11 protein-coding genes are annotated in these 11827 nt (G+C 63.1%); 7 read left to right on the plus strand and 4 right to left on the minus strand.

Annotation, left to right across the window (positions count from 1 at the left end; translation table 11 throughout):
- Window positions 1-55: 55 nt before the first annotated feature.
- Genes WA904_RS07215 through WA904_RS07225 form a run of 3 tightly spaced genes read right to left on the minus strand, consistent with a single transcriptional unit; the run spans window position 56 to window position 2780 of the window.
- Window positions 56-1039 (minus strand): TRAP transporter substrate-binding protein, encoded by a 984-nt coding sequence (locus WA904_RS07215; RefSeq protein WP_425196444.1) that lies wholly within the window; start codon window positions 1037-1039, stop codon window positions 56-58.
- 33 nt (window positions 1040-1072) lie between these two features.
- Window positions 1073-1960: an SMP-30/gluconolactonase/LRE family protein gene (locus WA904_RS07220; protein WP_425196445.1), complete on the minus strand. Its 888-nt coding sequence runs from the start codon at window positions 1958-1960 to the stop codon at window positions 1073-1075.
- A 10-nt stretch (window positions 1961-1970) separates the two neighbouring features.
- Window positions 1971-2780, minus strand: a complete 810-nt coding sequence (locus WA904_RS07225) for an NAD-dependent epimerase/dehydratase family protein (RefSeq protein WP_425196446.1) — start codon at window positions 2778-2780, stop codon at window positions 1971-1973.
- Window positions 2781-2966: 186 nt separating this feature from the next.
- On the opposite strand from WA904_RS07225, the gene WA904_RS07230 reads away from it, so the two are divergent.
- From WA904_RS07230 to WA904_RS07245, 4 genes are all read left to right on the plus strand, one after another.
- On the plus strand, window positions 2967-3731 hold the full coding sequence (locus WA904_RS07230; RefSeq protein ID WP_425196447.1) for a FadR/GntR family transcriptional regulator: 765 nt from the start codon (window positions 2967-2969) through the stop codon (window positions 3729-3731).
- A gap of 131 nt (window positions 3732-3862) precedes the next feature.
- A complete protein-coding gene (gene gudD / locus WA904_RS07235) occupies window positions 3863-5224 on the plus strand; it encodes a glucarate dehydratase (protein WP_425196448.1) in 1362 nt (453 codons plus the stop codon).
- Between the two features lie 58 nt (window positions 5225-5282).
- On the plus strand, window positions 5283-6269 hold the full coding sequence (locus WA904_RS07240; RefSeq protein ID WP_425196449.1) for a Bug family tripartite tricarboxylate transporter substrate binding protein: 987 nt from the start codon (window positions 5283-5285) through the stop codon (window positions 6267-6269).
- Window positions 6270-7316, plus strand: a complete 1047-nt coding sequence (locus WA904_RS07245) for a Gfo/Idh/MocA family protein (protein WP_425196450.1) — start codon at window positions 6270-6272, stop codon at window positions 7314-7316.
- Here the strand turns inward: WA904_RS07245 and WA904_RS07250 are convergent.
- On the minus strand, window positions 7296-8165 hold the full coding sequence (locus WA904_RS07250) for an amidohydrolase family protein (RefSeq protein WP_425196451.1): 870 nt from the start codon (window positions 8163-8165) through the stop codon (window positions 7296-7298). The genes WA904_RS07245 and WA904_RS07250 overlap by 21 nt on opposite strands.
- 122 nt (window positions 8166-8287) lie before the next feature.
- Between WA904_RS07250 and WA904_RS07255 the strand changes: the two genes are divergently transcribed.
- The 3 genes from WA904_RS07255 to WA904_RS07265 are packed head-to-tail and all read left to right on the plus strand — an operon-like array spanning window position 8288 to window position 11760.
- On the plus strand, window positions 8288-9082 hold the full coding sequence (locus tag WA904_RS07255; RefSeq protein ID WP_425196452.1) for a crotonase/enoyl-CoA hydratase family protein: 795 nt from the start codon (window positions 8288-8290) through the stop codon (window positions 9080-9082).
- Window positions 9083-9106: 24 nt separating this feature from the next.
- Entirely contained in the window at window positions 9107-10999 is a 1893-nt protein-coding gene (locus tag WA904_RS07260) for a feruloyl-CoA synthase (RefSeq protein ID WP_425196453.1), read from the plus strand.
- Window positions 10996-11760, plus strand: coding sequence for an SDR family NAD(P)-dependent oxidoreductase (locus WA904_RS07265; protein ID WP_425196454.1), 765 nt, complete (start codon window positions 10996-10998; stop codon window positions 11758-11760). Before WA904_RS07260 ends, WA904_RS07265 begins: the two co-directional genes overlap by 4 nt.
- Window positions 11761-11827 lie beyond the last annotated feature (67 nt).

Genomic DNA, 11827 nt, shown 5'->3' on the forward strand with positions numbered 1-11827 from the left:
ACGAAGGCCGGAAGCACCGCCACTGGCGATGCTTCCGCGAGGTACAGCGATCGCGTTACCTGGTTGCGTCGATGCGTTTCATCAGGTCGGCAAACTTGACGCCGTACTTGGCGCGAACCGGAGCGGTGGCGTCAAAAAACAGTTTCTGGTCCACCGGTACAAACTCGACGCCGGCCGCCTTGAGCTTGGCCGAGTATTCCTCGACGCTCTTGTCCCACAGCACGCGCTGGTCCATCTGCGCTTCGCGGCCCAGCTTTTTCACCAGCGTCTGGTCGGCGGGCGTCAGCTTGTCCCAGGTGACTTTGGACATCACCAGGATTTCCGGAATGATCAGGTGGTTGGTCTGGGCGTAGTACTTGGTGCCGGTGGTGTAGTGGTTGGAGGTGAACATGCTGGGCGGGTTGTTTTCCGCGCCGTCGATCACGCCGGTCTGCAGCGCGCTGAACACTTCGCCGTAGGCCATGGAGATGCCGTTGCCGCCCATGGCGTTCATGGTGTCGACGAACAATGGGTTGCCCATCATGCGGACCTTCACGCCCTTGAGGTCGGCCGGGGTCTTGACCAGCTTCTTGGTGTACAGGCTGCGCGCGCCGCCGTCCATCCAGCCCAGGGCCACCAGGCGGGCCGGGCTGGCAGTGACCTTGGCCAGCAGTTCGTCGCCGATCGGGCCGTCGATCACCTTGCGCATGTGCGTGATGTCGCGGAACACAAAGGGCATGTTGAATACGTCCACATCAGGTGCGACCGGGCCGACCACACCCAGCGAAATGCGGGCGATCTGGATGGCGCCAATCTGGGTCTGCTCGACCACTTCCTTTTCCTGGCCCAGCACCGCACCAGGGAACATCTGCATCTTGATGCGGCCATTGGTGGCGGCTTCAAGTTTCTTGCCCATGTTCTCGACAGCCACCACGGTGGGATAACCCGCCGGATGGGTATCTGTGGCTTTGAGCACCATGTTCTGTGCCGAGGCAGTGAACGATGTGGACAATGCGACAGCTGCAACAGCTGCGGCGATAAAGTTTCTGCGGAAGGTCATGGTTGTCTCCTTGAAGGACCGGTTTGTAAATAACTAGCGGGAAAACTGTGGCTCGGGCAGCCCGCGCACGCCGGGGCGCAACGCAAACACACCGCCGGCCAGCGGTTGATCAGACAAGTCGATTCCCTCGGGGCGAATCGATGTCACGAACAGGGTGTCGAGCCCGGCGCCGCCAAAGGCGCACATGGCAGGTTTTTTGACGGGCACGGCGAGCGAACGGTCCAGCACGCCATCCGGCGTGAAGCGGTGCACCAGCCCGGCGTCGTTGCCGCAAATCCAGTAGCAGCCGTCTTCATCGACAGCGGCGCCGTCAGGCCGGCCCGGCAAGGGTTTCATGTCGACAAAAGGCCGGCGCCGCGAGGGCGTTCCCGTCGCGGTGTCGTAGTCAAAGGCCCAGATCATCTGCATGGAGGGGTGCGAGTCCGAGAGGTACATGGTGCGGCCGTCGGGGCTGAAGCCCAGGCCGTTGGGGGTGATGAAACCGTCCAACATTTCTTTCAGCCCGTCTGTGGCGCCATAACGGTACAGGGCCCCGGCGGGCGACGCCAGGCCCATGTTCATGACCATGGTGCCGGCCCAGAAACGGCCCTGCCTGTCGCAGCGGCCGTCGTTGAAACGCATGCCGGGCTGCTTGTGATCCACCTTTGCCAGCAATTCGCTGTGAAGCCCGCCGTCTGCCTGCGGCTGCAGCTGATAAACACCGGTTTCCATGCCGGCTATCCAGCCCCCTGCACTGCCGCTCCGGGCAATACAGGCCAGCATTTCAGGTGCAAGCCAGCTGGTGGTCGCGCCCGTGGCGGCTTGCCAGCGGCAGAGTTTGCGGGCCGGAATATCGACCCAGTACAGCGCCTGTTCGCCCCCATGCCACACCGGGCTTTCACCCGTGGCGTTGCGGCCATCGACGAGCAGTTCGGCTTCCATGCGCATCACATCAATCGGCAAAGGGTCCGGCTTTCACAAAACCGCCGCCCTGAAACTGCACCGCCGGGTCGCTGAGGTCGGGCGCCGGGGTACGGGCATACACCGCCTCGCGGAAAATGTCCGAGCTGTCCTGCGGCGCGTAACCGATGTGGCGGGCGCGGCTGTTGTCCCACCAGGTGACGGCGTTGTCGGACATGCCGAAGACGATGCTGTGCCCGAGCACGGGTGTGGTCAGGCAGGCGGTGATCAGGCGGTGCAGGTCATCGAAGCTCAACCAGGTGGCGAGCATGCGGCGGTCTTTGGGCTCAGGGAAAGAGGAGCCAATGCGCACGCAGGCGGTTTCAATGCCATAACGGTCGAAGTAAAAACGCGACAGGTCTTCGCCGAAAGCCTTGCTGACACCGTACAGGCCGTCAGGCCGCGGCGGCGCATCGGCCGTGATGGTTTCGCTCTGGCGGTAAAAGCCGGTGACATGGTTGGAGCTGGCAAAAATCACCCGCTTCACGCCGTGTTTGCGGGCCGCTTCATACAGGTTGTACAAACCCAGGATGTTGGCCTGGAGAATGGGGCCGAACGGGCCTTCGACGGACACGCCGCCCAGATGAACAATGGCCTGCACGCCCTGCACCATGACATCTACCGCAGCGGCATCGGCCAGATCGGCCAGCATGATTTCTTCAGCCTCGCCGGCCTGGCCGATGTCCACACGGTCTGACAGACGCAGCACCGCGCAATTGGCTTTCAGGCGGCCGCGCAATGCCTGGCCCAGGCCGCCGGCGGCGCCGGTCAAAAGCAGTTTCTCGTGAACCCGGATGGTCATGCTTGTCTCTGGTTGAAAATGGGAGCCGGCAAACGCTGGACTTTTGCTTCAGGTTTGCTACAGTAGCTTGAATTCAATAAGATATCAGTTATATGTTGTCTGATGACCAAGAATTTTAATGAGGCACTGCCCCCTGTCAAGCATTTTCTGGCCGCATTGAGGCAAACCCCTACCTGAGCAAACCCGATGGAATCGAATTTAACGGCCCCTCCTGTTGACGAAACTCCGCGTGTGCGCCGGCCCCGCGGCCTGGTCACGGAAATCGTCGAGAGCCTGGCTGCCAGCATCCGCGCAGGGCAGCTCCAGCCCGGCGACAAGCTGCCGACCGAGGCCGAAATCATGGCCCGTTTCGACGTGAGCCGGACAGTGGTGCGCGAATCGATTTCCAAGTTGCAGGCTTCCGGCATGGTGGAGACACGGCACGGCATTGGCACCTTTGTGATCCAGAACCGCGACGCCGGCAACTTCAAGATTGCCGCGGCCGACTTCGCCACGGTGGCCGATGTCATCTCCGTGCTGGAACTGCGCATCAGCCTGGAAACCGAGGCTGCCGGCCTGGCCGCCCAGAGGCGAAGCACGGCCAACCTCGAAGCCATGGCCAATGCGCTGCGGGCATTCCAGGACTCGATCCACGCGGACTCGGATGCTGTTCCGCCAGATTTCCAGTTTCACATGGAGGTGGCGCGGGCCACCGGCAACCGGCACTTTGAAGACCTCATGACCTACCTGGGCACCATGATCATTCCGCGCACCCGCGTGAACACGCCCCAAAGCGCGCCCGAAGGCCGGCTGAGTTACCTGCAGCGCGTCAACGGCGAGCACGAAAGCATTTACAACGCGATTCGCAGCCAGGACGCCGAAGCCGCCCGGGCCGCGATGCGCACCCACCTGTCGAACAGCCGGGAACGGCTGCGCCGGGGCCAGACCGGCGAGCCAGAAGCCAAACCCTGATTTCGCCTTTGGCGTGATTCCGCCCCTCTGAATACAGGCAACGGCTCAGGGAATTCCCCAAGGAAAAACCTCTCGCCATGTTGTACGATGACTGATCTTTAATTGCAAAGTTCGCTCTTTCCGCTTTTCCCATGCCTGACGCTCGTCCCCCCTCTCCGGCAGCTTCGCAAACGCCGCGCATCACCCGTCTGCAAGTCATTCCGGTGGCCGGCCATGACGGCATGCTGCTCAATCTGAGCGGCGCGCACGGCCCCTTCTTCACCCGCAATCTGCTGCTGCTGACCGACAGCGCCGGCCGCACGGGCGTCGGTGAGGTGCCCGGTGGCGAAAAGATCCGCAGCACGCTGGAAGACGCGCGTGCCCTGGTGGAAGGCCAGTCCCTTGGCAACTGGAACCAGATCCTCAACACCCTGCGCACGGCCTTTGCCGAACGCGACAGCGGCGGCCGGGGCAACCAGACTTTCGATCTTCGCGTCACCATTCATGCCGTGACCGCGGTTGAAAGCGCCCTGCTCGATCTGCTGGGCCAGTTCCTCGGCGTGCCGGTGGCTGCCCTGCTGGGCGATGGCCAGCAGCGCGACTCGGTCGCCATGCTGGGCTACCTGTTTTATGTTGCCGACCGGAAGCAGACCGGCCTGTCCTACCAGAGCGAACCGGATGCTGCCGATGACTGGCTGCGCCTGCGCCACGAGCGGGCCATGGACGCCAGGGCCGTGGTCCGGCTGGCCGAGGCGGCGCACCAGCGCTACGGCTTCAAGGACTTCAAGCTCAAGGGCGGGGTGCTGAGCGGCGAGGAAGAAATCGAGGCCATCATGGCCTTGTCGGAGCGGTTTCCCGAAGCACGTATCACGCTGGACCCGAACGGCGGCTGGCTGCTCAAGGATGCGGTGCGCTTGTGCCGCGACCGCCACCGGGAACTGGCCTATGCCGAAGACCCCTGCGGCGCCGAAGGTGTTTTTTCCGGGCGCGAGGTGATGGCGGAGTTTCGCCGCGCGACGGGGCTGATGACGGCCACCAACATGGTGGCTACCGACTGGCGCGAAATGGCGCACACCATACAGCTTCAATCGGTGGACATCCCGCTGGCAGATCCGCATTTCTGGACCATGCAGGGCTCGGTGCGCGTGGCGCAGATGTGCCAGACCTGGGGCCTGACCTGGGGTTCGCATTCGAACAATCATTTCGACGTGTCGCTGGCCATGTTCACGCATGTGGCGGCAGCAGCACCCGGCAAGGTCACCGCCATCGATACCCACTGGATCTGGCAGGACGGCCAGCGCCTGACGAAAAAACCGCTGCAGATTGTGGGCGGCAGCGTGGCCGTTCCGAAAACACCCGGACTGGGTGTGGAACTGGACATGGCGGAAGTCGAAAAAGCTCACCAGCTTTACCTGCAACACGGCCTGGGCGCGCGCGACGACGCGATGGCCATGCAGTACCTGATTCCCAACTGGAAGTTCAACCCCAAGATGCCCTGCATGGTCCGGGCCTGACGCTCATCCCCACACGCTTCCCCACACACGCTCACAACCACAAAGAAGGAGACAAATGATGAAACGCCGCGTATTGCTTCAAGCCACCCTGGCTTCAACCGCCCTCTCGTCCGTGCTCGGCACCAGCCTGGCCTGGGCACAGGACAAATGGCCGTCCAAGCCCATCACCTACGTTGTGCCTTTCCCGGCCGGCGGCACGACCGACATCCTCGGGCGGCTGATTGGCCAGAAACTTGGCACGGCGCTGGGCACGACGATCGTGATTGAAAACAAGGGCGGGGCCGGCGGCAGTGTCGGATCGGAACTCGCTGCGCGCGCGCCGGCTGACGGCTACACCATGCTGGGCGGCACGGTCAGCTCGCACGCCATCAATGTGAGCCTGTACGCCAAGCTCGGCTACGACCCGATCAAGTCTTTTTCACCCGTGGTGCTCATCGGTTCGAACCCGCTGGTACTCGTCGTCAAGGCGGACAGCCCCTACAAGACATTGCAGGACGTGCTGGCTGCGGCGAAAGCCAAGCCGAAAACCGTTTCATCGGCCTCGGCCGGCAACGGCACATCGCAGCACATGACGCTCGAGCTGCTGGGCTTCAAGACGGGCACACAGTTCGTCCATGTACCTTACAAGGGCAGCGGCCCGGCGATCCAGGACGTGATTGGCGGCCAGGTGGACATGATGTTTGATACCACCGTGGTGGCCGGCCCGCACATCCAGAGCGGCAAGGTGCGCGCCATCGCCGTGAGCTCGGCCAAACGCCTGGAAGCCATGCCGAATGTGCCGACCATTGCGGAGTCGGGGGTGCCCGACTTTGAAGTGGTGTCCTGGCAGGGCATTTTTGTACCCGCCGGCGTGCCCAAACCCATCATTGACCGGCTGCACGCAGAGATCATGAAGATCCTGCAGACCACCGAAATGCAAGACCGGCTCAAGAGCCTGGGCATGCAGCCTTCCAGCAGGACCCCGGATCAGGTGGCGGCCTTCCAGAAGGCGGAAGTCGAGAAATGGGCACAAGTCATCAAGGCGGCCGGCATCAAACTTGAGTAATTGAGTAAAGACCGCGTTCCCAAAATGCGTGTGGCGGTGGTTGGCGCGGGCCTGGCCAGCGCACCGCACTTCCAGAGCCTGCAGGACCTGCAGGCGGAACTGGAGCTGGCCTGGGTCATAGGCCGCAATGCAGAGCGCCTTGCGGCATTGAACCTGCCGGCCGGTGCGCGAACCAGCACACGCCTGGAAGACCTTCTGGACGACCCGACAGTCCAGGCGGTGCTGGTGCTGACGCCCCCCAACACGCACCTGGAGATCGTGCGGCGGGTGGCAGGCGCCGGCAAGCATGTGCTGGTGGAAAAGCCGCTGGAGGTCAGCCTGGACAAGGCGCGCCAGATGGTGGATATCTGCGAGCACAGCGGCGTCAAGCTGGCCGTGATGCTGCAGCACAGAATGCGCGATGCGGCTCGTGCGCTGGCGCAGCTGGTGCACAGCGGTGACATGGGGAGTCTGGTGGGCGCCTCCGCCAGCATCCGCTGGTGGCGCCCGCAAAGCTATTACGACGAACCGGGCCGCGGCACCCTGGCGCGTGACGGCGGCGGCGTGCTGATGACGCAGGCCATCCACACACTGGATCTGCTGCTCTGCCTGACCGGCATGCCGGAGCAGGTGAGCGCCATGGCGGGCACCAGCGCGGTGCACCACATGGAATGTGAAGACACCGTCGCCGCGGCGTTGCACTACCCGAACGGGGCCATTGGCAGCATTGACGCCACCACCGCGGCTTACCCGGGCTTCCCCGAACGTATTGCGCTCCAGTTCACCCAGGGCTCGGCCACACTTGAAGCCGGGGAATTCCACGCAGAACTGCTGGATGGCCGGAAGATCCACGCAGGCCAGAAACAGGCCTCAGGATCGGGCGCGAACCTGATGGCGTTTGACCACCATGCCCACTGTGCCGTGCTACAGGATTTTGTGACCGCCATCCGCAGCGATGCGGAGCCGGCAGTCTCGGGGCGCTCTGCCCTGCAGGTGCACCAGCTGATTGCCGCGATGATGAGATCGGCGGGCAGCGGTGCCGCGGTCTTAACTCTGACCCAACCCTAGCAAGCGCATCGCATTGCCCTTGAGGATGCCGGGCATCACCTCGGGCTTGAAGCCGGCGTCCTCAAAATCCTTCATCCAGCGATCGGGCGTGATCAGCGGGTAGTCGCTGCCGAACAGGATGCGGTCTTTCAGCAGCGTGTTGGCGTACTGCACGAGCTGCTTGGGAAAGTACTTGGGGCTCCAGCCGGACAGGTCGATCCAGACATTGGGTTTGTGGGTTGCCACGCTGAGCGCTTCGTCCTGCCACGGGAAACTGGGGTGGGCCATGACGATCTGCATGTCGGGGAAGTCGATGGCGACGTCGTCCAGGTGCATGGGGTTGGAGTATTCGAGGCGCAAACCGCCGCCGCAGCGCATGCCGCTGCCGATGCCGCTGTGTCCGGTGTGAAAAATGGCCGGAAGCTTGTAGGCGTTGATCACCTCGTAAATCGGCCAGGCCATCTTGTCGTAGGGGTGGTAGCCCTGCACTGTGGGATGGAACTTGAAGCCCTTGACGCCGTGCTCTTCGATCAGCCGGCGTGCCTCGCGCGCCCCCATTTTTCCCTTGTGCGGGTCGATGCTGGCGAAAGCCATCATCATGTCGCTGTTGTTCTTCGCCGCTTCGGCAATCTCCTCATTGGGGATGCGGCGCCGGCCCATCTGGGTCTCGGCATCCACCGTGAACATGATCAGCCCGATCTTTCGCTCCCGGTAGTAGGCAATGGTCTCTTCAATGGTCGGGCGCCGGCTGTTCTTGAAGTATTTGTCGGCTGCGCGGTCGTATTCCTCGCCATAGTTGTCAAAGGGGTTCCAGCAACTCACTTCGGCGTGGGTGTGGATGTCAATGGCAATGAGGTTCTTGTAGTCCATGCTGTCTCCTGGGGTTTTGATTTCCCCGCCAGCCAAGGGTTAACACCGATGAAACAAGCCAGGAAATCAATTGAATTGGTTATCATTTATAACAATAATTCATTCACTTTGCAAACCTGACTATGACCTACAAAACCTCTTCCACCGACATCCAGCTCGACATTCGTGGCGACCTCCAGGAAGTCGCCGTGATTCGCCTGAGCCGGGGCGCCAAACGCAACGCGCTCAATGACGGGCTGATTCTGGCGCTGCGCGACATTTTTGAAAACCTGCCTTCTACTGTCGGTGCGGCCGTGATCCACGGCGAGGGCGCGCACTTCTGTGCCGGCCTCGACCTGGGCGAGCTGCAGGAACGTGACGCAGGCCAGGGCATGCACCATTCCCGCATGTGGCATGCGGCCCTGGAACGCGTGCAGTTCGGCCCGGTGCCGGTGATTGCCGCGCTGCATGGCGCCGTGGTCGGCGGCGGGCTGGAACTGGCCAGTGCCTGCCATATCCGGGTGGCCGACGAGTCCGCCTTCTACGCATTGCCGGAAGGTTCACGCGGCATTTTTGTCGGTGGCGGCGGGTCGGTGCGCATCCCCAAGCTGATCGGCGTTGCGCGCATGACCGACATGATGCTGACCGGCCGCGTCTACAACGCACAGGACGGCGAACGGGCCGGCTTCGCGCAATACCTGGTGCCCGAAGGCCAGGCCTTTGACAAGGCCCTGGAGATCGCCGTGCGTGTGGCGCAAAACGCGCCCCTGACGAACTACGCGCTGATGCACGCCCTGCCCCGCATCGCCGAGCAACCGGCCGACCAGGGCTACCTGACGGAAGCCCTGATGGCGGCCATTGCCCAAAGTGCGCCGGAAGCCAAGCAACGCGTCAAGGCATTCCTCGACGGCAAGGCCAACAAGGTCGCGAAAAGCTGACTACACAACACACCTGAAAAAGACATGAGCGAGACAAGCACCTCCCCCCGGCCAACGGGCTATCGGCCGCTGACGTTCGGCGTGACACGCGTCGTGCTGAACGAAGGCAGCAGCGGCGTACAGTACCTGAAGGCTGACCAGCCCCTGGGCGAACACGCGCTGCGGATCACCGACCGGCTGGTTCACTGGGCCCAGACCCGGCCGGAGCAGACCTTCATGGCGCGGCGCGTCAAAAATGCGGACGGCAGTTCGGGTGAGTGGCGCCACATCAGTTATGCGCAGGCGCTGGCCAGTGCCCGCAACATCGCGCAGGCGCTGCTGAATCGCGGCCTGAACGCGGAGCGGCCGGTCGTCATCCTCAGCGAGAACGACCTGGAACATGCGCTGCTGGCCCTCGGCTGCATCTACGCCGGTGTGCCCTTCTGCCCGGTATCGCCCGCCTACTCCATCGTGAGCCAGGACTACGACAAGCTGCGTCATGTGTTGACCACGCTGACTCCGGGCCTGGTGTTTGCCAGCGACGCCGCGCGTTACGGCAAGGCCATCGCCGCGACTGTTGCTGATGACGTTGAAATCGCTATCCATTCAGGAGCATCCAGCGCAGCATTGACGCGGGCCGTAACCCCATTTGAGCAAATTCTCGCGACAGGGGCCACAGCGGCAGCCGATGCCGCGATGCAGGCCACCGGGCCCGACACGATTGTCAAGTTCCTGTTCACCTCGGGCTCGACCAAGCTACCCAAGGCCGTGATCAACACGCAGCGCATGTGGTGCGCCAACCAGCAGCAGATGCGCCAGTCCATGCCGGTGCTGGCCGACGAGCCGCCGGTGCTGGTCGACTGGCTGCCCTGGAACCACACGTTCGGCGGCAACCACAACTTCGGCATGACGGTCTACAACGGCGGCACGCTGTATATCGACGACGGCAAACCAACGCCCGCGCTGATGGAGGAAACGCTGCGCAACCTGCGCGAGATCGCGCCGACGGTGTATTTCAACGTACCCACCGGTTTCGAGGCGATTGCCCACGCCATGAAAGCTGATGCGCAGCTGCGCAAAAACCTGCTGTCGCGCGTGAAGATGTTCTTTTACGCCGGTGCCGCACTGGCCCAGCCGGTCTGGGACAGCCTGCACCAGACGCAGGAGGCGGAAATTGGCGAACGCATTGTGATGGGCACCGGCCTGGGCATGACCGAATCCGGCCCCTTCGGCATTTTCGTCACCAGCCCCGACGTGAAAGCCGGCGACCTCGGCGTGCCGACGCCCGGCCTGGAGCTCAAGCTGGTGCCTGTGGATGGCAAGGTCGAAGTGCGTTACCGCGGCCCCAACATCACGCCGGGTTACTGGCGCGCGCCGGAGGCCACGCAGGAGTCATTTGACGAAGAGGGATTCTTCGCCACCGGCGATGCTGTTGCCTGGATAGACCCGGCCGACATTCACAAGGGCCTGAAGTTCGACGGCCGTATCGCCGAAGACTTCAAGCTTGCCACCGGTACTTTTGTCAGTGTGGGGCCGCTGCGCGCCAGGATCATTGCCGCGGGCGCACCTTATGTGCAGGACGCGGTGCTGACAGGCATCAACCTGAAGGAAGTCGGCGCGCTGATTTTTCCGACGGCCGCTGTCCGCCAGCTGGCCGGGCTGCCCGCGAATGCCCCCCTGCAGCAGGTGCTCGAAAGCGCGCCCGTTCAGGCGCACTTCCAGAAAGTGGCGGATGAGCTGGCCAGGTCCGGCACCGGCAGTGCCAACCGCATTGCGCGCATGCACCTGATGCATGAACCGCCCTCGATCGACAAAGGCGAAGTGACCGACAAGGGCTCGATCAACCAGCGTGCCGTGCTCAAACACCGTGACGCGCTGGTCAACGCCCTGCATGAAGGCACCCTGCCCTTCACCATCCTTCCGAAAGCAAAAGCATGAATATCCAGGGACACGCAGCATTGGTTACAGGCGGCGCCTCGGGCCTGGGCGAAGCCGTCGCGCGCGAACTGGCCCGCCTGGGCGCCAGGGTCGCCGTGCTCGACGTCAACGTGGCACAAGCCGAGAAGGTCGCCGCCGACATAGGTGGCATCGCCTGCCCATGCGACATCACCAACACCGACAGCGTGGTGGCGGCGCTCGCCAGGGCCACCGCGGCTCACGGCCCGGCGCGCATCCTGATGAACATTGCCGGCATCGGGACCGCCAAGCGCATTGTCGGCAAGGACGGCAGCGCTGCGCCGCTGGAAGACTTTGCCAAAGTCATCAACGTGAATCTGATCGGAAGCTACAACATCAGCCGCCTGTTCGCGGCGGCCTGCACCAAGCTGGACCCGCTGGAAGACGGCGAGCGCGGCGTCATGATGTTCACGGCGTCGGTCGCTGCATTTGATGGTCAGGTCGGCCAGCAGGCCTACAGCGCCTCCAAAGGCGGGCTGGTCGGCATGACACTGCCGATGGCACGCGACCTCGCACAATACGGCATCCGCGTCTGCACCATCGCGCCCGGCCTGTTCTCAACGCCGCTGATGAAGCAGCTGCCCGAGCCGGTGCAGCAATCACTGGCTGCCTCGATTCCGTTTCCTTCACGCCTGGGAAAACCCGAAGAATTTGCCCAGCTGGCCGCGCATATCGTCACCAACAGCCATTTGAATGGCGAGGTGATCCGTCTGGACGGCGCGCTGCGCATGGCGCCGCGCTGAAACAGGCGTCCCGCGTTTCCCCGCTTTCCCTTGCGACATTTCGTGATCGCGTGATTTTTGACAGTCC

Source organism: Polaromonas sp., from assembly GCF_049790275.1.
Lineage (GTDB): Bacteria > Pseudomonadota > Gammaproteobacteria > Burkholderiales > Burkholderiaceae_C > Polaromonas.

Coding starts and splice junctions, on each gene's coding strand:
- WA904_RS07220 (WP_425196445.1), bottom strand. CDS start 1,960: ATGGAAGCCGAACTGCTCGTCGATGGCCGCAACGCCACGGGTGAAAGC.
- gudD (WP_425196448.1), top strand. CDS start 3,863: ATGCCTGACGCTCGTCCCCCCTCTCCGGCAGCTTCGCAAACGCCGCGC.
- WA904_RS07255 (WP_425196452.1), top strand. CDS start 8,288: ATGACCTACAAAACCTCTTCCACCGACATCCAGCTCGACATTCGTGGC.
- WA904_RS07265 (WP_425196454.1), top strand. CDS start 10,996: ATGAATATCCAGGGACACGCAGCATTGGTTACAGGCGGCGCCTCGGGC.
- WA904_RS07240 (WP_425196449.1), top strand. CDS start 5,283: ATGAAACGCCGCGTATTGCTTCAAGCCACCCTGGCTTCAACCGCCCTC.
- WA904_RS07225 (WP_425196446.1), bottom strand. CDS start 2,780: ATGACCATCCGGGTTCACGAGAAACTGCTTTTGACCGGCGCCGCCGGC.
- WA904_RS07260 (WP_425196453.1), top strand. CDS start 9,107: ATGAGCGAGACAAGCACCTCCCCCCGGCCAACGGGCTATCGGCCGCTG.
- WA904_RS07250 (WP_425196451.1), bottom strand. CDS start 8,165: ATGGACTACAAGAACCTCATTGCCATTGACATCCACACCCACGCCGAA.
- WA904_RS07215 (WP_425196444.1), bottom strand. CDS start 1,039: ATGACCTTCCGCAGAAACTTTATCGCCGCAGCTGTTGCAGCTGTCGCA.
- WA904_RS07230 (WP_425196447.1), top strand. CDS start 2,967: ATGGAATCGAATTTAACGGCCCCTCCTGTTGACGAAACTCCGCGTGTG.